General features: G+C 71.3%; 19 protein-coding genes and 1 pseudogene. 10 read left to right on the forward strand and 10 right to left on the reverse strand.

The genetic code is table 11. From position 1 onward, the window contains the following. Positions 1-101 precede the first annotated feature (101 nt). From TU31_RS02280 to TU31_RS02290, 3 genes are all read right to left on the reverse strand, one after another. A complete protein-coding gene (locus tag TU31_RS02280) occupies positions 102-785 on the reverse strand; it encodes a class I SAM-dependent DNA methyltransferase (RefSeq protein ID WP_042148055.1) in 684 nt (227 codons plus the stop codon). 211 nt (positions 786-996) lie between these two features. Next, complete coding sequence (fomD, locus tag TU31_RS02285) at positions 997-1728, reverse strand: cytidylyl-2-hydroxypropylphosphonate hydrolase (protein ID WP_370682692.1); 732 nt, start codon at positions 1726-1728, stop codon at positions 997-999. An 87-nt stretch (positions 1729-1815) separates the two neighbouring features. Further along, positions 1816-3228, reverse strand: a complete 1413-nt coding sequence (locus tag TU31_RS02290) for a class II fumarate hydratase (protein WP_042148057.1) — start codon at positions 3226-3228, stop codon at positions 1816-1818. Between the two features lie 222 nt (positions 3229-3450). On the opposite strand from TU31_RS02290, the gene TU31_RS02295 reads away from it, so the two are divergent. From TU31_RS02295 to TU31_RS02305, 3 genes are read left to right on the forward strand one after another with little or no spacing between them, the layout of a single operon-like run. Continuing rightward, positions 3451-4188, forward strand: a complete 738-nt coding sequence (locus TU31_RS02295; protein ID WP_042148060.1) for a hypothetical protein — start codon at positions 3451-3453, stop codon at positions 4186-4188. Continuing rightward, positions 4185-4865 carry a DUF4166 domain-containing protein gene (locus TU31_RS02300; protein WP_042148063.1) on the forward strand — a complete coding sequence of 227 codons (681 nt, stop codon included), beginning with the start codon at positions 4185-4187 and terminating at the stop codon, positions 4863-4865. Before TU31_RS02295 ends, TU31_RS02300 begins: the two co-directional genes overlap by 4 nt. Beyond that, positions 4862-5500 carry a TetR/AcrR family transcriptional regulator gene (locus TU31_RS02305; protein ID WP_042148066.1) on the forward strand — a complete coding sequence of 213 codons (639 nt, stop codon included), beginning with the start codon at positions 4862-4864 and terminating at the stop codon, positions 5498-5500. Before TU31_RS02300 ends, TU31_RS02305 begins: the two co-directional genes overlap by 4 nt. A 140-nt stretch (positions 5501-5640) precedes the next feature. On the opposite strand, the gene TU31_RS02310 is transcribed toward TU31_RS02305, so the two are convergent. Further along, positions 5641-7314, reverse strand: a complete 1674-nt coding sequence (locus tag TU31_RS02310) for a fumarate hydratase (RefSeq protein ID WP_042148068.1) — start codon at positions 7312-7314, stop codon at positions 5641-5643. A 281-nt stretch (positions 7315-7595) separates the two neighbouring features. On the opposite strand from TU31_RS02310, the gene TU31_RS02315 reads away from it, so the two are divergent. Next, on the forward strand, positions 7596-8381 hold the full coding sequence (locus tag TU31_RS02315; RefSeq protein WP_042148071.1) for a DUF1707 SHOCT-like domain-containing protein: 786 nt from the start codon (positions 7596-7598) through the stop codon (positions 8379-8381). A gap of 266 nt (positions 8382-8647) precedes the next feature. Beyond that, positions 8648-9007, forward strand: coding sequence for a WhiB family transcriptional regulator (locus TU31_RS02320; RefSeq protein ID WP_042148074.1), 360 nt, complete (start codon positions 8648-8650; stop codon positions 9005-9007). Positions 9008-9130: 123 nt separating this feature from the next. Here the strand turns inward: TU31_RS02320 and glpX are convergent, their stop codons facing one another. Beyond that, entirely contained in the window at positions 9131-10162 is a 1032-nt protein-coding gene (gene glpX / locus TU31_RS02325; RefSeq protein ID WP_042148076.1) for a class II fructose-bisphosphatase, read from the reverse strand. Positions 10163-10367: 205 nt separating this feature from the next. Between glpX and TU31_RS02330 the strand changes: the two genes are divergently transcribed. Continuing rightward, a complete protein-coding gene (locus tag TU31_RS02330) occupies positions 10368-10904 on the forward strand; it encodes a DUF4245 domain-containing protein (RefSeq protein WP_078885509.1) in 537 nt (178 codons plus the stop codon). A gap of 99 nt (positions 10905-11003) precedes the next feature. Here the strand turns inward: TU31_RS02330 and TU31_RS02335 are convergent, their stop codons facing one another. The 4 genes from TU31_RS02335 to TU31_RS02350 form a co-directional block, all read right to left on the reverse strand. Next, positions 11004-11597, reverse strand: a complete 594-nt coding sequence (locus TU31_RS02335; protein WP_042148083.1) for a malonic semialdehyde reductase — start codon at positions 11595-11597, stop codon at positions 11004-11006. 239 nt (positions 11598-11836) lie between these two features. Then, positions 11837-12130 carry an exodeoxyribonuclease VII small subunit gene (locus TU31_RS02340; protein ID WP_042148085.1) on the reverse strand — a complete coding sequence of 98 codons (294 nt, stop codon included), beginning with the start codon at positions 12128-12130 and terminating at the stop codon, positions 11837-11839. Between the two features lie 29 nt (positions 12131-12159). Continuing rightward, entirely contained in the window at positions 12160-13395 is a 1236-nt protein-coding gene (xseA, locus tag TU31_RS02345) for an exodeoxyribonuclease VII large subunit (protein ID WP_042148088.1), read from the reverse strand. Positions 13396-13639: 244 nt separating this feature from the next. After that, positions 13640-15094: an APC family permease gene (locus TU31_RS02350; RefSeq protein WP_078885510.1), complete on the reverse strand. Its 1455-nt coding sequence runs from the start codon at positions 15092-15094 to the stop codon at positions 13640-13642. 84 nt (positions 15095-15178) lie between these two features. Here TU31_RS02350 and TU31_RS02355 point away from each other — a divergent pair, with 84 nt between their 5' ends. Then, the gene (locus TU31_RS02355; RefSeq protein ID WP_063770768.1) at positions 15179-16198 is read left to right on the forward strand and encodes a 4-hydroxy-3-methylbut-2-enyl diphosphate reductase; all 1020 of its coding nucleotides are present in this window, start codon (positions 15179-15181) and stop codon (positions 16196-16198) included. 85 nt (positions 16199-16283) lie between these two features. After that, a complete protein-coding gene (gene ppgK / locus TU31_RS02360) occupies positions 16284-17177 on the forward strand; it encodes a polyphosphate--glucose phosphotransferase (RefSeq protein WP_042148094.1) in 894 nt (297 codons plus the stop codon). A gap of 58 nt (positions 17178-17235) precedes the next feature. Here ppgK and TU31_RS40525 read toward each other — a convergent pair. Continuing rightward, a pseudogene (locus TU31_RS40525) lies at positions 17236-17757 on the reverse strand (DUF6542 domain-containing protein); the annotation flags it as partial. A gap of 338 nt (positions 17758-18095) precedes the next feature. Here TU31_RS40525 and ychF point away from each other — a divergent pair. Both ychF and TU31_RS02370 read left to right on the forward strand, forming a co-directional pair. Continuing rightward, positions 18096-19184 (forward strand): redox-regulated ATPase YchF, encoded by a 1089-nt coding sequence (gene ychF, locus TU31_RS02365; protein WP_042148097.1) that lies wholly within the window; start codon positions 18096-18098, stop codon positions 19182-19184. A 641-nt stretch (positions 19185-19825) separates the two neighbouring features. Continuing rightward, complete coding sequence (locus TU31_RS02370; protein WP_078885512.1) at positions 19826-20242, forward strand: tyrosine-type recombinase/integrase; 417 nt, start codon at positions 19826-19828, stop codon at positions 20240-20242. The last annotated feature ends 32 nt before the right edge of the window (positions 20243-20274 follow it).

Below are 20274 nucleotides of genomic sequence, written 5' to 3' on the forward strand. Positions count from 1 at the left end.
GTGCTCCGTCACGCGTGGGATTCCATCCGTCCGGGGCTGCGCGCCCGACGCGCCGCGTTCCGAGCGCGCCGTCCGTGCGGCCGCGCCCGACGCGCTGCGTCTCAAGCGCGTCGCAGGTGCAGAAAGAGCTGGATCTCGGGTGGTACGTCCGTACTTGACGGGGCGTATGCGTAGGCATCTTCCCCGACGACGTCGAAACCCGCGTCGTGCACGACCCGGCGCAGGTCGTCCCGCAGGTAACCCGATACCCGGATCGAGTTGCCCAGGAACGGAATCGTGAAGTCGTCCACATCCGCCTCGACCATCGACAGGGCGAGCAGCCCCTCAGGACGTAGCAGATCATGGAGCATGCCCAATGCGTAAGGGATTTCGGCACGGGGCAGCATCAGAAGGGAGAAAAAAGCGGCAATACCGTCGAAGGAGCCGGGGCCGCCGAGCCGGCCGCCGCGCAGATCGGCGATGTCGAGCCGGTGGAAGTCGGCGACGGGGACGTTCTGCCGGGCCAGTTTGATCATCGAGGGGGAGAGATCGATACCCACGACGCGATGCCCGGCGTCCGCGAGCTGGTGGGCGCTCGGCAGGCCCGTACCGCATCCGAGGTCCAGGATGCGCGAGCCGGCCGGCAGGTTGTCGGCCAGCCAGGCGCCCGAGGCGAGCTGCCCCTCCTTGTGCGGAAAGGCGTCGTCATACCGGTCGCCGATCGCGTCGAACGCCTCGGCCTGGCCGGCCCGGTCCAGTGCTAACCGGTTCAGCCCCTCATATCCGTCGTAGCTAGTCGCGCTCACGACCTCGCCCCTCCTGCGACCGCGGTCAAGTTCGTTTTCCAGTTCTGGAGTTGCGCCTGTGCAGTCTTGCGGAGGACGATCCTACGTTTGAAGGCCCGGGGCGCAGCAAGGGGGCTCGGCCCCGCCTCCCGCCTCGCGGGAAACAGCTTTGCCCATAGGCGCACCTTTCCACGGTTCGCCCCCTTCACTCACGTCGTTTCACTTCACTCCCTCACGACCGCAAACGCTCCGGTGCGCGGTCCCAGTCCGCCGGGAGCCGGGGAACACCCCAGGCCGGATCGGGCCGCCAGTCCTCCCAGCCGTCGGCGTACGGTGCGCGCCAGGCCGAGATCTGTGCGATCGCGGCCCGTCCCGCCGACCGGACCTCGGCGGCCTGAGAATCCGTCATCAGCCCGTCCCGCTGCGCCTGGGCGAACTCGTCCTCGTCCCGCCACTCCCAGTGCCGGTCCGGAAAGACACAGATGTCGAGAAAGTGGTCCTCGGAGTCAATGCCGCCCGCCCAACGGCGGCGCGGCTCCTCCAGATTGACGTACCAGTTCTTGAACTGCCAGCCGCGCTCCCAGAACAGCCACACCGACCACGGGTCGCCGGGACGGGCCAGCTTCAGCACCCCGGTGCCGAACCAGTGGTCCCGGGCGGTCCGGCGCGGTTTGGTGTAGCGGGTGGACAGCGGCTCGCGGTGCACCGGTGTGCCGTCGGCGAGCACCGGCTTGATGCAGGCGGTGCCGGGCGCCATCCACACCGCCAGCAGCTCATCGGTGTCCTGGACAACGGTCATCGGCCGGCAGATGTGGAACCGCCCGGCATCGGCGTTGTCGCGATATCGCCAGAGGATGTGGTCCCCCGGCGCCCAGCGCGCCCCGTCCGCCGCCCGCCTCGCCCCGGCCGCCCCGCGACCGCCGGCCGCCTCGCCTTCCGTCGTGTCCACCATGTCCGCTGTCATGCGCAGATCTTAGAGGTGCGGCCCGCAGCGCGCCGTGACGTGAGCCGCACCGGGCGTAACGAACGCGCTATCCTGCGCCGCGCCGCTTTACGGGTGCGTCATCCGCAGCACGTCCAGCGCCTCGTCCAGCTGCTCCTCGGTCAGCAGCCCGCGCTCGACATAGCCGCCCGCCAGGACCACCTCGCGAATGGTCTTCCGCTCGGCGAGCGACTTCTTGGCGACCTTCGCCGCCTCCTCGTACCCGAGGTACTTGTTGAGCGGGGTGACGACCGAGGGCGACGACTCGGCGTACTCCCGGGCCCGTTCCACGTTGGCGGTGATCCCGTCGACCGTGCGGTCCGCCAGCAGCCGCGACACATTGGCCAGCAGCCGCACCGACTCCAGCACATTCTTCGCGATCACCGGCAGCATCACATTCAGCTCGAAGTTGCCGGCCGCCCCGGCCGCCGCCACCGTCGCGTCATTACCGGTGACCTGCGCCGCCACCATCAGCACCGCCTCCGGGATCACCGGGTTGACCTTCCCCGGCATGATCGACGAACCCGGCTGGAGATCCGGCAGCGCGATCTCGGCGAGCCCGGTCCGCGGCCCCGAGGCCATCCACCGCAGATCGTTGGCGATCTTCGTCAGCCCGACCCCGATCGTCCGCAGCTGCCCACTGGTCTCGACGATCGCGTCCCGCGCCCCCTGCGCCTCGAAGTGATTGCGCGCCTCGGTCAGCGGCAGCCCGGTCACCCGCGCCACCTCGGCGATCACCGCGGCCGAGAACCCGGGCGGGGTGTTGATCCCCGTCCCCACCGCCGTACCGCCCAGCGGGAGTTCCGCCAGCCGCGGCAACGAGGCCCGCAGCCGCTCGACGCCGTAGCGCACCTGGGCGGCATAGCCGCCGAACTCCTGACCCAGCGTCACCGGCGTCGCGTCCATCAGATGCGTCCGCCCCGACTTCACGACCTCGGCGAACTCCTCCGCCTTCCGCTCCAGGCTCTCCGCCAGATGCTCCAGCGCCGGAATCAGATCATTGAGGACCGCCGAGGTCGCCGCGATGTGGATCGACGACGGAAAGACATCATTGGACGACTGGCTCGCGTTGACATGGTCGTTCGGATGCACTTCCCGGCCCAGCCGCTCACCCGCCAGCGTCGCGAGGACCTCATTGGTGTTCATGTTCGACGACGTGCCGGACCCCGTCTGGAACACGTCGATGGGGAAGTGCTCGTCCCACCGCCCCTCGGCGACCTCGGCGGCGGCCTCCTGAACGGCCTCCGCGATCTCCTTGTCCAGCACCCCCAGCTCGCCGTTGACCAGGGCGGCCGCCCCCTTGATCCGGGCCAGCGCCGCGATGTGCGCCCGCTCCAGCCGCTGCCCGGAAACCGGGAAGTTCTGCACCGCCCGCTGCGTCTGGGCCCGCCATTTGGCATGCGCCGGGACCCGCACCTCACCCATGGAGTCGTGCTCGGTCCGGAAGTCGTCGGAGTCGCCGAATGCGCTGTTGTCACTCATACCTATGTCAGTGCCCGGAAACGGCGATCTGTTCCCGGGCACGGCCGTAAGTCACCTGCCTGCGGGGCGCCCGCGGCCGACGGGCCCACGGCGGGTTCCGGGTCCGGCCGGCGGTGGGCCCGCCCGAACGTCCCGTCCGGACAACCGCCTTGAGCGACTGCTCAAAACGCTCTACGCTGCGTTTTGAGCAGTCGCTCAAACATCTGGGGCGGAGGCAGTCGCATGGGGTTGTACGTGGAGGCGCGCATCCGCGCCGGGCTCGACGAGGTGTGGGACCGGAGCCAGCTGCCGGACCGGCATCAGCGCTGGGACCTGAGGTTCAGTGAGATCGACTACCTGCCCTGCGCGCCGGGGGAGCCGCAGCGCTTCCGCTACGCCACCCGCGTCCTGACGCTGCTCACGGTCGACGGCACCGGCGTCTCGGCCGGTGAGCGCAACCGGCCCGACGGCACCCGGACTTCCGCCCTCCGCTTCGCCTCCGCGCATCCGCTCTCGCTCATCGAGGAGGGCCGCGGGTACTGGCGGTACGTCCCTGACGGCGCGGAGCTGCGGTTCCTCACCGGATACGACTACCGGCCGCGGTGGGGGCGCTTCGGCCGGTTCGTCGACCGGCTCCTCTTCCGGCCGCTCATGGGCTGGGCCACCGCCTGGTCCTTCGACCGGCTGCGGCTGTGGTGCGAGCGCGGGATCACCCCCGAGCGGTCGCTCCGCCACGCCCTCGCGGAGCTGGCCGCCCGTACCGCCGCCGTCCTCGCCACCGCGGCGCTGGCCCCCGTGCTCCCCACCGCCGTACTGGCCGTGACCGTGCACGCCGTGGCAGCCGCCGCATTGCTGCTGCCGCCGCTGCCCGTCACCCCCGCCGCCCGCCGCTGTCTGCGCCGCCCCCCGGAGCGGCCCGCCGGCCGCGGTGGGAGCGCCGCCGCCCCGACCGCCCTCCTCGCCACCCTGGAGCAACCATGACCTCAATCTTCCAGCGCGCCCTGGGCGCCGACTTCGACCGGCTCCACCCGCAGATCCGGCGGCGCTTCTCCGTCGGGCTCGACAGCGGTGAGGCATGCGTCGGGCGCGGCACGATGGACCGCATCTGGCACGGCCGCAGCTTCGTCCGGCCGTTCCTGGCCCTCGGCGGCAGCCGCCACATCCTCGTCCCGCAGGCCGGCCGGGACATCCCCTTCGTCATCGAGAACGTGCCGTACCGGGACTCCTTCGGCCGCGAGACCGTCACCTTCGTGCGGACCTTCGCCTTCCCGCGCCGCCCCCGCCGCTTCGACGCCACCATGGTCTTCAGTCCCGAGCGCGGCTGCGTCGTCGACTACCTCGGCACCCATCAGCACCTCGCCACCGACCTGCACTTCACGGTCGACGACACCGGCGCCCTGGTCATCCGCTCCGGCGAGCACCGCTTCCGGGAGGGGCCGGTCGACGTCCGGGTGCCGGACCTGATCGGCGGCGACGCCGTGGTGCGCGAGTCGTACGACGACGCGGCCGGGCGCTTCCGTATCCAGGTACGCGTCGGCAACCGGCGGTTCGGCCCGCTCTTCGGCTACGAGGGGTCCTTCGACGCCGAGTTCGTGAACGTCGCCGAGCGCGGCGTACGCGCCGGACTGCGACCGGTGCGCGAGGAGGCGCGGGCGTGAGCGCCGACACCCGTACGAAACTGCTCGCCGGAGCGCTGCGGACGCTCACCGAGCAGGGCATCACCAAGACCTCGGCGCGCACCATCGCCGCCACCGCGGGCGTCAACCAGGCCCTGGTCTTCTACCACTTCGGCAGCGTCGACGAACTCCTCGCCGCCGCCTGCCGCTACGGCGCGGAGCAGCGCGTCGAGCATTACCGCGAACGCTTCGCCCAGGTCGGCAGCCTCTCCGAACTCCTTGAACTGGGACGGGAACTGCACACCGAGGAACGCGCCGCCGGCCATGTCGCCGTCCTCGCCCAGCTCCTGGCCGGCGCCCAGACCCAGCCCCGCCTCGCCCCCGCGACCGCCGCCGGCCTCACCTCGTGGATCGAGGAGATCGAGGCGGTGCTGACACGGGTACTGGCCGGCACACCGATCGCCGCCTTCGTGGACGTCACCGGCCTCTCGCGGGCGCTCGCCGCGGGCTTCGTCGGCCTGGAACTGTACGAGGGCGTGGACCCGGAGGGCGCCCTGGCGGCCCTGGACGCACTGGAGCAACTGTCCGGCCTGGTCGGCGTACTGGAGGACCTGGGCCCGGTGGCCCAGCGGGCGGTACGGGCCCGGATCCGGCGGAGTACGGGGCGGCGGGGCTAGGGCGTGTCGTTTGGATCAAGGCGAGCCCGCCTTGATCCAAACGACACGCCCTAGGGCCCCTCCGCGCCTTCCCGGTTCGCAGCAAGAGCCCCCGACACCACGTCGGGGGCTCTGCGGTCTCCTGCCGGTAGGTCAGGCGATCAGTTGGCCTGGCGCACCGGAATGCTCGTGAATGTAGGCGCCGGAGCCGGGTCCTGGAAGAAGTCGTTGCCCTTGTCGTCGACGACGATGAAGGCGGGGAAGTCCTCGACCTCGATCTTCCAGACGGCTTCCATGCCGAGCTCCTCGTATTCGAGGACCTCGACCTTCTTGATGCAGTCCTGGGCGAGGCGGGCGGCGGGGCCGCCGATGGAGCCGAGGTAGAAGCCGCCGTGGGTGCCGCAGGCGTCGGTGACCTGCTGGGAGCGGTTGCCCTTGGCGAGCATGATCTTGGAGCCGCCGGCCGCCTGGAACTGCTCGACGTAGGCGTCCATCCGGCCCGCGGTCGTCGGGCCGAAGGAGCCGGAGGCGTAGCCCTCGGGGGTCTTGGCCGGGCCGGCGTAGTAGACGGGGTGGTTCTTGAGGTACTCCGGCATCTCCTCGCCGGCGTCCAGGCGTTCCTTGATCTTCGCGTGGGCGATGTCGCGGGCGACGACCAGGGTGCCGGTGAGGGAGAGACGGGTCTTGACGGGGTGCTTGGTCAGCTCGGCCAGGACCTCGTCCATGGGGCGGTTGAGGTCGATGGCCACCGCGTCGAGGTCCGGGCCCGCGCCCTCGGTCAGCTCCTCGTCGGTGGTCTCCGGGAGGAAGCGGGCCGGGTCGGTCTCCAGCTGCTCCAGGAAGACGCCCTCGGCGGTGATCTTCGCGACGGCCTGGCGGTCGGCGGAGCAGGAGACGGCGATGGCGACCGGGCAGGACGCGCCGTGGCGGGGCAGCCGGACGACGCGGACGTCGTGGCAGAAGTACTTGCCGCCGAACTGGGCGCCGATGCCGATCTTCTGCGTCAGCTCGAAGACCTTCTCCTCCAGCTCCTTGTCGCGGAAGCCGTGGCCGGTGGGGGAGCCCTCGGCGGGCAGCTCGTCCAGGTAGTGCGCGGAGGCGTACTTGGCGGTCTTCATCGCGTACTCGGCGCTGGTGCCGCCGACGACGATCGCGAGGTGGTACGGCGGGCAGGCGGCCGTACCGAGCGAGCGGATCTTCTGCTCCAGGAACTTCATCATGGAGGCCTCGTTGAGGACCGCCTTGGTCTCCTGGAAGAGGAAGGACTTGTTGGCGCTGCCGCCGCCCTTGGCCATGAAGAGGAACTTGTAGGCGCCGCCGTCGGTCGCGTACAGCTCGATCTGGGCCGGGAGGTTGGAGCCGGTGTTCTTCTCGTCCCACATGGTCAGCGGAGCCATCTGCGAGTAGCGCAGGTTCAGCTGGGTGTAGGCGTCGTAGATGCCGCGGGAGAGCGCCTCCTCGTCGCCGCCCTCGGTCAGCACGTTCTGGCCGCGCTTGCCCATCACGATCGCGGTGCCGGTGTCCTGGCACATGGGGAGGACGCCCGCGGCGGCGATGTTGGCGTTCTTGAGCAGGTCGAGCGCGACGAAGCGGTCGTTGGCGCTGGCCTCGGGGTCGTCCAGGATCTTGCGGAGCTGGGCGAGGTGGGCCGGGCGCAGATAGTGCGAAATGTCGTGCATCGCCTCGGCGGCCAGCTTGCGCAGCGCCTCCGGCTCGACCTTGAGGAACGTCCGGCCGTCGGCCTCGAAGGTGCTCACGCCCTCCGAAGTGACGAGACGGTACGGGGTGTTGTCCTCACCTACGGGGAGCAGGTCGGTGTAGGCGAATTCCGGCATTGAAGGTCATTCCTTACTCGGAGAGGTCCGGCTGGCATCTACGGCAGCGCCTGAACAGCGTAGAACCCTGGCGCGCGGACGCGGCTGTGAGGTAAGGCTCAGTCGGTGTGCGGCCGGATCTGTTCGATTCCTGGGGCCGGTCGTGCGGACACTGGTCGCGATCTATCGCGTTTCGGTACGCTGGGCCGGTGGATGCAGACAACGGGGGACGTCCGGGCCCTGAGACCCCGCCCGGACCGCTTCAGGAGCAGGACCGGCTCCAGGAGCGGAAACCGCTGAACATGACCAAGCCGGCGGCCGGGGCGCCGGCCCCGCCCGCGGTGGCCGAACGCGATATCCGGGCGTCCGACGCGGACCGCGACCGGATCGCCGAGATCCTCCGCGAGGCGCTGGCGGAGGGCCGGCTGGACCCGGAGGAGCACGCCGAGCGGATCGACGCGGTCTACCGCGCCAAGACCATGGGCGAACTGGAGCCCGTCGTACGGGATCTGCCCGCGGCGGGCGGCCACCGCCCGCAGCCGGACCAGGGCGGGCCTGCGTACGGCCCCGCCGCCCCGGCACCGGACCAGAACCTCGTCGCGATCTTCAGCGCCGCCGTCCGCAAGGGCCGCTGGCAGGCCCCGGCGCGGATCAACGCCGTGGCGTTCTTCGGCAGCGTCGAGATCGATCTGACCGAGGCGGTCTTCCCGCAGCAGCAGATCCAGATCAATGTCACGGCGGTCTTCGGCAGCGTGGAGATCCGGGTCCCGGAGAACATCACGCTGCGCAGCAGCGGCTCCGGCATCCTCGGCAGCTTCGAGGTCGAGACCCATGAGGCGGGCGACACCGACGCCCCGCAGGTCCAGGTCAACGGCTATGCCGTGCTGGGCAGTGTGGAGGCCAAGCCCAAGCGCGGCGCCTGGATCCGCGATCTGCGCGACCGGCTGCGCGAGGGGCACCGGGAGCTGCGCCGTCAGGTGTGGGAGGACCACCAGCAGCTGCGGCAGGAGCAGCGGGAGCGGCACGAGCGGCACCGCGCCGAACGGCGCGAGCGCCGGGACCGGTTCCGTAAGGGCATGGACGGCTGACGGCGGCGACGGCGGCGGACGGGCCCCCGGGGCCGAGGAGTTGCGGCCGGCCGACTACCGGGAGGGGGCGGCCCGGTGTTCCCTGAGGGGTCGTCCGCTGTCGCTTTTCTCGTTGTCGCACGATCGCCACGGTGTGCATAAGCGTGCGTACAGCGGGTAGGGCTGGTGCATCGTCTCTCGTACGGCTGCGGGGTGCGGAAAAAGGCCGTGCGCAGCGAGACGGGCAAGGGTGATTCTCGCGCCGAAGCCGTCGTCAGGAGTAGACCGTGCTGCTACCGCAACAGCCCCTGCAGGATGCCGCTGTCGTTCCGTCCCAGCAAGTGCCTGCTCGCGACGAGGCCGGCCCCTGGCATTCGGAGGCGGTGTGCCGCCGGGACGAAGCCGGGCTGTTCTTCGCCCCGTCCAAGGAGCCCACCGCCGCCCGGCTGGCCAGAGAAGAGGCCGCGAAGCGGGTCTGTGCCCGCTGCCCCGTCATGGTCGAGTGCCGGGAGCATGCGCTGCTCCAGCCCGAGCCGTACGGCGTCTGGGGAGGTCTGACCGCGGCCGAGCGCCGGGTCGTGCTGACCCGTCGGCGGCGCCGGGAGAGCGAGCTCCAGCGCACGGCCCATATGCCCGCGGCGGGCTGACCGCCGCGGCACCGGCTTCGGCCCGTACGGCGCACACAGGACGCAGGGGTCACTTCGCCCCCGCCGGAGACTCTCCGGCGGGGGCGACGTGTGTGTACGGGTGCGGGCCGCGAGGGCACGCCGTTAGCTGGGGCGCTCGAAGTCCACCGAGCTGTAGGCGCGCAGCTTCGACAGCCGGTGCTGGGAGTCGATCTGGCGGATGGTGCCGGACTTGGAGCGCATCACCAGGGACTGGGTGTAGGCGTTCTCGGCGCGGTAGCGGACGCCGCGCAGCAGCTCGCCGTCGGTGATGCCGGTGGCGACGAAGAAGACATTGTCGCCGCGGACCAGGTCGTCGATCTCCAGCACCTTGTCCAGGTCGTGCCCGGCGTCCAGCGCGCGCTGGCGCTCCTCGTCGTCCTTGGGCCACAGCTTGCCCTGGAAGGCGCCGCCGAGACACTTCAGCGCACAGGCCGCGATGATGCCCTCGGGCGTCCCGCCGATGCCCAGCAGCAGGTCCACGCCGGTGCCCTCACGGGCGGCCATGATCGCGCCGGCGACATCGCCGTCGGCGATGAACTTGATCCGGGCTCCGGCCTCCCGGACCTCCTTGACCAGGCCCTCGTGGCGGGGGCGGTCCAGGATGACCACTGTGACGTCCTCGACCGCGGACTTCTTCGCCTTGGCGATCCGCTTGATGTTCACGGCCACCGGGGCCGTGATGTCGACGAAGTCGGCGGCCTCCGGGCCCGTGGCGAGCTTGTCCATGTAGAAGACCGCGGACGGGTCGAACATCGAGCCGCGCTCGGCCACCGCCAGCACGGAGACGGCGTTCGCCATGCCCTTGGCGGTCAGGGTCGTCCCGTCCACCGGGTCCACGGCCACATCGCACTCCGGGCCGGTCCCGTCGCCGACACGCTCGCCGTTGTAGAGCATCGGGGCGTTGTCCTTCTCGCCCTCCCCGATGACCACGACGCCGTTCATCGACACGGTGTGGATCAGGGCGCGCATGGCCTTGACCGCCGCGCCGTCCGCGCCGTTCTTGTCACCTCGGCCCACCCAGCGGCCCGACGCCATGGCACCGGCCTCGGTCACCCGGACGAGCTCCAGGGCGAGGTTGCGGTCCGGGGCCTCGGGGCTGACCTCGAGTTGGGACGGGAGATGATGCTCGGTCATCGAGCGCACCTTTCTGTACGGCGACGGCCGTGAAGGATGAGGGTGATACCGACCTTATCCGTACCTCGCCAAAATGAGCAGAGGGCCCCACGCATGAGCAGCCGCGGGGGCACCGGGTGCCGGCGCGTTTGCGCAGGTCACGGCCCTGACCGGGGGGCCTGTCGGGCTCGCGGCGGCCATAGGGGACCATAGGGGCGTGGCAGGTATGCGAGGCAGGCAAACGGTGCGGGACATGGTCCTGTCGCTGGCGGTGATCGGCATCCTCGTCGGGGCGATCTACATCTTCATCCCGCACGACGAGAGCGCGGACGCGGCGCGGAGCGCGGTCAAGCGGGTCGACTACCGCGTCGAACTGATCACGGCCCGGCGGACGGCGCCGTATGCGGTCGCCGCGCCCGAGGGGCTGCCGAAGACCTGGCGCGCCACCTCCGTCTCGTACAAGGCGAGCGACGACGGCAAGGGCGGCGCCTGGCACCTGGGCATGCTCGACCCGGAGCAGGAGTACGCGGCCGTCGAGCAGAGCGATGCCATGCCGCGGAAGTTCATCAAGGACGTCACCCTCGGCGCGACCAAGGCCGAGGGCAAGCAGGCCGTCGGCAGCAAGAAGTGGGACCGCTACCAGGGCGACAAGTACCGGGCGCTGGTCCGTGAGGAGTCCGGGGTGACCACGGTCGTCACCGGCACCGCGCCGTACGGGCGGCTCGCCGATCTTGCCGCCGCGCTGGTGGCGAAGAAGGGCTGAGGAACCGCGACACGGCTGAGGCCGCCGCACCCGGGAGGGGTGCGGCGGCCTCATGCGTGCTGCGGCCGGTCCGGCCCGCGTGTGCGCGCCGGTCCGGGCTCAGACGGCGGTGACGGCCTCGTCGAAGGCCAGCCGCGGCGAGCGCGGGTGGAAGGCGTCGGCGCCCGGCTTGCCGATGTTGATGACGAGGAAGGACTTCTGCTTGCCGTCGCCGAAGAACTCCTTGTCGATGCCGGAGAAGTCGAAGCCGGTCATCGGGCCGGCGGCCAGACCGGCGGCGCGGATGCCGACGATGAAGTAGCCGGCCTGGAGGGTGGCGTTCTGGGTCCCGGCCACCTCGCGGGCCGCGGCCTGGGAGAAGAAGGAGTCCTTGATGCCCGGGGCGGCCGGGAAGAGCGTCGGCAGCTTCTCGTGGAAGTCCAGGTCCACGGAGAGGATGGCGGTCAGCGGTGCGCTCAGGGTCTTCGGGCCATTGGAGCCCATGGCGTGCTGGACCAGGCGCTGACGGGCCTCCTGGGAACGGACCAGGGTGATCCGCAGCGGCGTCTGGTTGAAGGCGGTCGGGCCGTACTTCACCAGGTCGTAGACGGCCTGGATCTGCTCGTCCGTCACCGGCTCGTCCGTGAACGTGTTGGCGGTCTGGGCCTCACGGAACAGGAGGTCCTGAGCGGCGGCGTCAAGGGCGAGAGACATAAAAGGCACCTCGGTGAGTCGGGTGGGGGGTTCGGTTCGGCGGCCCTGCGGACGCCGCGGTGGGCGCGGTGCCGTGGCAGGGAGCTACGGCAACCACTGTAAACGAGATATATTAAGTTTCAACTAAAAGTGGATCACTGTGAGTGGGTTCACAGGGACGGACCGGCGTCGTTCCGGGGTTCGGGCCGTCCGCTGACCCGGGCGGGCTGGACCGGGCGGCCGGTCCGGTGGCTACGGCCCTAGGCGCGCTCGGCCCCGGCCTCGTCCGACGACTCCGCGAGCGCCGCGTCCAGCCGCGCCCGCGCACCGTCCAGCCAGCGGCGGCAGACCTTCGCCAGCGCCTCGCCGCGCTCCCACAGCGCGAGCGACTCCTCCAGCGTCGTGCCGCCCGCCTCCAGGCTGCGGACGACCTCGATCAGCTCGTCCCGCGCCTGCTCATAGCCGAGCGTGGAGTCCACCGGGGGCACCTGGGCCATCCCGGCCGCCGCACCCTGCTCCGCGTCCGCCGCGTCGTCCGTCTTCGCCTTCGCCATGTCTCCCACCCTAAGAGTCCGTCCGTGCACTATTCGGCGGCCGTGGCGGCACCCGGGGCGCCGTCCACCCGCACCCGGAATTCGCCCTCGGCCACCCGGGCCCGCAAGGTGTCGTCCGGCTCGACCTCCTGCGGCGAGCGCACCGCCGTCCCGTCCGGCCTCTGGAGGACCGCATAGCCGCGCTCCAGTGTCGCCTTGGGGGAGAGCGCCACCACCCGCGCCAGGGTGTGCGTCAGCTCCGAGTCGGCGCGGTCCAGCAGATGCCCCAGGGTCCGCCGGCCGCGCTCCAGCATCGCCGTGACCTGCTCCTCCCGGTCCTCGACCATCCGCTGCGGGCGCTGTATGCACGGCCGGTGCAGCGCCGCCGCCAGTCCCCGCTCCTCCCGCTGTACGAAGCCGTCGACCGCCCGCCGCGCCCGCTCCCGCAGCTGCTGGACCCGGACCAGCTCCTCGCCGACATCGGGCACCACCTTCTTCGCGGCGTCCGTCGGGGTCGAGGCGCGCAGGTCGGCGACGAGATCCAGCAGCGGGCTGTCCGGCTCATGGCCGATCGCCGAGACGACGGGGGTCACGGCCGCGCCCACGGCCCGTACGAGCTGTTCGTCGGAGAACGGCAGCAGATCCTCCACGCTGCCGCCGCCCCGGGCCACGATGATCACGTCCACCTCGGGCAGCGCGTCCAGCTCCTGGACCGCCGCGATCACCTGCGGGACCGCATGCACCCCCTGCACCGGCACATTGCGCACCGCGAAACGGACGGCCGGCCAGCGATGCCGGGCGTTCTCCAGGACGTCCCGCTCCGCGGCGCTCGCCCGGCCGCAGACCAGGCCGATCAGCTGCGGCAGAAACGGCAGCGGCTTCTTGCGGTCCGCCGCGAACAGGCCCTCCGCCGCCAGCGACTTCTTCAACTGCTCCAGCCGGGCGAGGAGTTCCCCGACGCCGACCGGCTTGATCTCGGCGGCCCGCAGCGACAGCTGGCCGCGCGGGGCGTACCACTCCGGTTTCGCGTGCACCACCACCCGGGCGCCCTCGCTGACCACGTCGGCGACCTTGTCGAAGACCTGGCGGTAGCACGTCACGCTCACCGAGATGTCGTACGACGGGTCACGCAGCGTCAGAAACACCACCCCCGCGCCGGGCCGCCGCGAGAGCTGGGTGATCTGCCCCTCGACCCACACCGCGCCGAGCCGCTCGATCCAGCCGCCGATGAGCCGGGACACCTCGCCGACCGGGATCGGCGTTTCCGGGGACGTAGAAACAGCCATACGAGCGAGAGTAGCGGCGGGCACTGACAGTGGCGGCGGCCGCGCGGTCCGTGGCCGCCGGGAGGCTCCCGGCGGCCGTGGGAGCGGGCCCGGCATCCGGCCCGCGCCCGGCTCGCCATCCGGCCGGCCTCCGGCTCGCCATCCGGCCGGCCTCCGGCTCGGCGCCCGGCCCGCCACCTGCCCGCGCCCGGCCGCCCGCCGCCGCTCGCCGCCCACCCCTCCCGCCTCCGCGGTCGGCGCCTCGTCACCCCCGCGCCCCGCCCGCCCGCGCCCGCCCGCCGTACTGCACCGCCAGCACCACGAGCCCCGCCAGCAGCCAGACCCCGCCCACGAGCTGCGCGGTGGCGGACGCCTCGACGACCACCGCGATCACCACCGCCAGCCCCAGCAACGGCACCACCGCATGCCACAGCACACTCGGCGCCCCACCCCCGGCCGCCCCGCTCCGCCCCGCCCGGCGCTCCCCCCGCCTTCCCCGGATCCAGAACCAGCCGAGCACCGAGGCGTGCAGCAGCCCGAACGCCGTCAGCGCGCCCACGTTCACGATCGACGACAGCTGGTCGAGCCCGTCGTCCCTGCGGGCCGCGCCCACCGCCGCCACCAGCGTCACCACGGCCGCCCCCAGCAGCGCCCGGCGCGGCGCCCCGCTGGCCGCGTCCACCTTCGACATCGCCCCCGGCAGCCGCCGGTCCCGGGCCATCGCGAACAGCAGCCGGCCGGCCGCGGCCTGCCCCGCCAACGCCGCGAACGCCGCGCCGACCGCCTTGCTCACCGCCACCAGATCGCGCAGCCACCGGCCCACCGCCGAGTCGACCGTGGCGTAGAACGCCGTGCCCTGCTCCCCGGGCCGGGCCGCGAGATCCGCCGCGCTCACCGGCATCAGCAGCGCCGCCAGATACGTCTGCACCGCGAACAGCACCCCGGCCACCACCAGGCAGGTGAGCAGCGCCCGCGCCACCCGGTCCGCACCGCCCCCGGTCTCCTCCGCGAACGAGGCGATCGCGTCGAAGCCCAGATAGGACAGCACCGCCACCGACACCGCCGACAGCACCGCCCCCACCGAGAAACCGCCCTCCCCGGTCAGTGGCGCGGCCCACCCCCGCTGCGCCCCGTGCGCCACCAGCACGACGACCGCCGACACCACGAACACCGCGAGCACCACGATCTCCATCGCCAGTACCGCGAACCCGACCCGGGCCGCGGTCCGTACGCCCGCCAGATTCAGCAGCGTCGTCACCACCACCGCCAGCGCCGTCCACACCCACGGGTGCACGGCCGGCACCAGCGCGTGCAGCGCGATCCCGGAGAACAGATACGCCACCGCCGGAATCAGCAGATAGTCCAGCATCGCCATCCATCCGGCGACGAACCCCGCACCCTCGCCCAGCCCCGCCCGCGCGTACGCGTAGACCGACCCGGCCCGCGGGGCCACCCGCACCATTTGGGCGTACGAGGAGGCGGTGCACGCCATCGCGACGGTCGCGACCAGGTAGACGGCCGTGACCGCACCGTGCGACCTGGCCTGGAGTGTGCCGAAAATGCCGACCGGCGCCATCGGGGCGATGAACAGCAGACCGTAGACGAGCAGATCCCGGAAGGTCAGCGTCCGCCGCAGCCCACCGGGAGCGCCGGAGTCCGCGCCCCCGCCCGCGGCGCCGCCCTCCGCCCCCTCCTCCCCACTGCCGCCCGTGACCGGCATCTGTGCCTCCTCGCTGCGTGCCGCCCTCAGTCTGGGCCAGCGGCCGATCTTCGGGGGCGGGGGCACGCCCTTACGATGGGACGCATGACTTCCTCGCCCAGCCCGACTCCCGCCACCACCCCGGGCGAAGCCGCTTCGCGCCGCAGGGTCCTGCTCGCCGCCCCCCGTGGTTACTGCGCGGGCGTGGACCGCGCCGTCATCGCCGTCGAGAAGGCCCTTGAGCAGTACGGCGCGCCCGTCTACGTACGCCACGAGATCGTGCACAACAAGTACGTCGTGAAGACCCTTGAGAAGAAGGGCGCCATCTTCGTCGAGGAGACGGAAGAGGTGCCCGAGGGCAACATCGTCATCTTCTCGGCGCACGGCGTCGCCCCGGTCGTCCACGAAGAGGCCAAGCGCGGCAAGCTCGCCACCATCGACGCGACCTGCCCGCTGGTCACCAAGGTCCACAAGGAAGCGGTCCGCTACGCCAAGGAGGACTACGACATCCTCCTGATCGGCCACGAGGGCCACGAAGAGGTCATCGGCACCAGCGGTGAGGCGCCCGAGCACATCACCCTCGTCGACGGCCCGAAGGACGTCGAGAACGTCGAGGTCCGCGACCCGGACAAGGTCGTCTGGCTCTCCCAGACCACCCTCTCGGTCGACGAGACCATGGAGACGGTGGACGCCCTCAAGGGCCGCTACCCCAACCTCCTCTCGCCGCCCAGCGACGACATCTGCTACGCCACCCAGAACCGTCAGACCGCGGTGAAGCAGATGGGCGCCGAGGCCGATCTGGTCATCGTCGTCGGCTCCAAGAACTCCTCGAACTCCGTGCGCCTCGTCGAGGTGGCGCTGGGCGCCGGCGCCCGCGACGCCCACCTGGTCGACTACGCCGAGGAGATCGACGAGGCCTGGCTGGAGGGTGTCGGCACGGTCGGCGTCACCTCCGGCGCCTCCGTCCCCGACATCCTCGTCCACGGTGTCCTGGACTGGCTCGCCGCGCGCGGCTACGAGGACGTCGAGACCCTCACGGCCGCCGAGGAGTCCATCCACTTCTCGCTGCCCAAGGAGCTCCGCCGCGACCTGCGCGCCGAGGCCAAGGCAGCCACCGAGGGCTGACCCCGCCGCCGACCGGTTCGCCATCCGGGCCATGAGTCGTCTCATCCCGGGGGCGAGCCGCCCCGTCGGCGCCTAGCCTTTTCCCATGAGGGTCTTCGGTGTGGACATCGGCGGATCGGGCATCAAGGGCGCCCCGGTGGATCTGGCGCGCGGCGATCTCGCGGAGGAGCGCTACAAGGTACTGACCCCGCACCCGGCCACCCCGGAAGCGGTCGCGGACTGCGTCAAGGCGGTCGTGGACCACTTCGGGTGGACGGGGCCGGTCGGTGCGACCTTCCCCGGAGTGGTCACCGACGGCACGACCCGTACCGCCGCCAATGTCGACCAGGGCTGGATCGGTCTCGATGCCGACGCCCTGCTCACCGGCCGGCTGGGCGGCGAGTCCGCCGGCCGCCCGGTCACCCTGCTCAACGACGCGGACGCGGCCGGCCTCGCCGAGATGCGCTACGGCGCGGGCCGCGACCGGTCCGGCACGGTCATCGTGCTCACCCTCGGCACCGGCATCGGCAGCGCGGTCTTCATCGACGGCCGCCTCGTCCCCAACACCGAGCTCGGCCATCTGGAGCTGCACGGCCATGACGCCGAGAAGCGCGCCTCCACCAAGGCCAAGGAGGACGAGGGGCTGAACTGGCAGCACTGGGCCCACCGGGTCCAGAAGTACCTCGCCCATGTCGAGATGCTCTTCTCGCCCGAGCTGTTCGTGATCGGCGGCGGGGTGAGCCGCAAGGCGGAGAAGTTCCTGCCGCTGATCGAGGGCATCAGGGCCGAGATCGTGCCGGCTCAGCTTCAGAACAATGCGGGGATTGTGGGGGCCGCGATGGCTGCGCACGCCGCTCGGGCTGGCGAGCCACCTGCCGCGGACGGTTCCCGGGCCGCGGCCGGGGCCGGTCGGCAACCCGCGACGGCGGCCGGTTCCGCTGCCCGCGCGGTCCGCTCTGCGGTCGACTCACCGGTCGGCTGGCCCGACGCCGGGCGATGAGCAGCGCCCGCCGGACGATCGCGAGCAGCGCGCAGACCAGCGTGCCCGCGTAGAGCCAGCCCGCGTTCAGCGCGAGGACGGTGAAGAGACCCATCAGCAGCCCCTCCAACCCGTCCCCGCCGTGCTGGATCGGCAGCGCACCCAGCGCGAAGGCGATCGGCAGGGTGACCGGCGCGCAGATCAGGTCGTACGGCCTGACCCACAGCGCCGCGCCGATGCCCACCAGCAGGTAGCAGACGCCGTACGCGGTCGGTGCGCCGCCGAACAGCAGCCGGTCCACGAAGGCGAACGCCAGCAGCGCCAGCGTCGCCAGCAGCCAGCAGCCGAGACCGGTCAGCTTGGCGGCAGGCATCCGGCGCCGCGGGCCGTCCGGCGGGACGGCCGCCGGGCGCCGGGACCTGGCCCGGTAGACGGCGGAGGACTCGGCGCCCGCCGGTGGGGCCGGGGCGTGCCCGGGGGCCGCGGACGCCGCCGGACGGGCGGGTGCACGGAGGGCCCCGGCGGGCGCGGAGCCGCGCGGCGGGGCGTGCACGGCGGCCGTCGCGGAGGCCGGTACGGACGCGAACCCGGAGGCCCGCATCGCGGAGAGAAAGGCGTCGTCGGGATCGGGGGTCACGGCCTCCGCGGGGCGCGGGAGCCGGGCGTCCTGGCCCGCGGGCGGCCGTCCGGACCGCGGCGGGCTGTGCTGGGGCGTGCGCGCTTCGTGTTGCTCCACCCGGCCACGGTAGGCCGCTAAGTGGTATTAACCGGTCGCGGGACACGCGCTTTCGCCGAGCTTGCGGCCGAGTTCGCTACGGGCCGGCGGCCGGGCGGTCCCGGTGGCGGCCGCTCGGCCCGCGCCGCCCCGTAGACTGGTGGATCGGCCCTCCCGGGGCCGTGCCCACCCCACCACCTCTCGCTCGGAAGTCGAGTCGCCACGTGTCGCTCACGATCGGAATCGTCGGTCTGCCGAATGTCGGCAAGTCGACCATGTTCAATGCCCTGACCAAGAACGACGTGCTGGCGGCCAACTACCCGTTCGCCACCATCGAGCCGAACGTCGGCGTCGTCGGCGTCCCCGACCCGCGGCTGGCCAAGCTCGCCGGGATCTTCGCCTCCCAGAAGATCCTTCCGGCGACCGTCGACTTCGTCGACATCGCGGGCATCGTCCGCGGCGCCTCCGAGGGCGAGGGCCTGGGCAACAAGTTCCTCGCGAACATCCGCGAGTCCGATGCGATCTGCCAGGTCATCCGCGCCTTCAAGGACGAGAACGTCGTCCACGTCGACGGCAAGGTCTCGCCCAAGGACGACATCGAGACCATCAACACCGAGCTGATCCTCGCCGACCTCCAGACCATCGAGAAGGTGCTGCCGCGCCTGGTCAAGGAGTCCCGGATCAAGAAGGACGTGGCCCCGAAGGTCGCGGCGGTCGAGGCGGCCAAGGAGATCCTGGAGAAGGGCGACACCCTCTTCTCCCAGGGCATCGTCCAGGGCTCGGGCAAGGAGGAACTCCTCCACGACCTCCACCTCCTCACCACCAAGCCCTTCCTCTACGTCTTCAACGTCGACGAGGACGAGCTGACCGACGAGGACTTCAAGAACGAGCAGCGCGCCCTGGTCGCCCCCGCCGAGGCGATCTTCCTGAACGCCAAGCTGGAGGCCGACCTCGCCGAGCTGGACGAGGACGAGGCCCTGGAGCTCCTCCAGTCCGTCGGCCAGGAAGAGCCCGGCCTCGCCACCCTCGCCCACGTCGGCTTCAACACCCTCGGCCTCCAGACCTATCTGACGGCCGGCCCCAAGGAAACCCGCGCCTGGACCATCAAGAAGGGCGCCACCGCCCCCGAGGCCGCCGGCGTCATCCACACCGACTTCCAAAAGGGCTTCATCAAGGCCGAGGTCATCTCCTTCGCCGACCTCGTCGAAACCGGCTCGGTCGCCGACGCCCGCGCAGCCGGCAAGGCCCGCATGGAGGGCAAGGACTATGTGATGCAGGACGGGGATGTGGTGGAGTTCCGGTTCAACGTGTGACGTCGGTCATAGCGTTGATGTAGCGATCTGGCAAATGTGCAGGTCAGGCGGGGTCGGTTCCATTCGGGGCCGGCCCCACTGTCGCTCCCGTTGCTGGATCCGTGCTGGATTTGGTGACGTCTCGTCAGCTGTTGTTATCCCTGGTTATCCGCACGGTCGCTGGATCGGCGCTGGATGTGACTGACCGGGCGTCAGCTGGATGGGCTGTGCCCTGGCTGCGGATTTCGTTGTGGGCGGGGGCTGGGGGCCCTGTGGCGGCCGTTGTGGGGTGGGCGGGGCTGGGGTGGGGTGGATGTGGTGCCCGTCGCCCATGGGCGCGGTATGCGGCCCGCGTGCGGTGTCCGTGGCGCCGCGTGGGACGCAGCGGGGGAACCGTCCGGCTACACACCAGTCTCGGCTACCGCGCACCCGCCGACTGCGAGGCTGCCCTTGCGGCCTGCCACCACACCGACGGTGTCCGTCAAAGTGGAACAAGCTCGGTTCGTCACCGTCCTCGGGCCGATGCCACCCAAGCGGAGTGTCAACGAGTGGATGGATACCGCAACCGACCTCCTGGCTTACCGCATCATCTACGGCGTCATCGACCCCGTCGTCGCCCTCGGCGCCAAACCCGACGGCCGCCGACAGTCCCGCCGCACGGCATGGCACCCAAGCACCGAGCCGAGGGGGAGTACCGGGACGTACCCCTACCCGCCTTCCTAGCCGAGGAGATCGACACGCACCTGCGGGAATGGGGCACGGTAACGACGGCGGGGATGGCGGCCCTGTTCACCCCTCGCGACCGGGGCAAGCGCACCATGCCAACGGCGACCACCTACGCGCACCACTTCAGGAAGGCACTCAAGGCCGCGGGCATCGTCAAGCCGGACGGGAGCCCGAAGTACACGCCGCACGGTCTGCGCCACTTCTTCGCCTCCACCGCGCTCGCCCACGGCATCCCCATCCATGAGGTTTCCCGCTGGCTGGGCCACAAATCGATCAAGACCACCGTCGACGTCTATGGCCACCTCGTTCCCGCCTCCTGGGGCCGCTGCCGGACGGTGATGCAGACTGCCTGAGACGCAGAACCTGACGCAGGGGGTAGCAGCAG

This window comes from Streptomyces lydicamycinicus (assembly GCF_000829715.2).
Classification (GTDB): domain Bacteria; phylum Actinomycetota; class Actinomycetes; order Streptomycetales; family Streptomycetaceae; genus Streptomyces; species Streptomyces lydicamycinicus.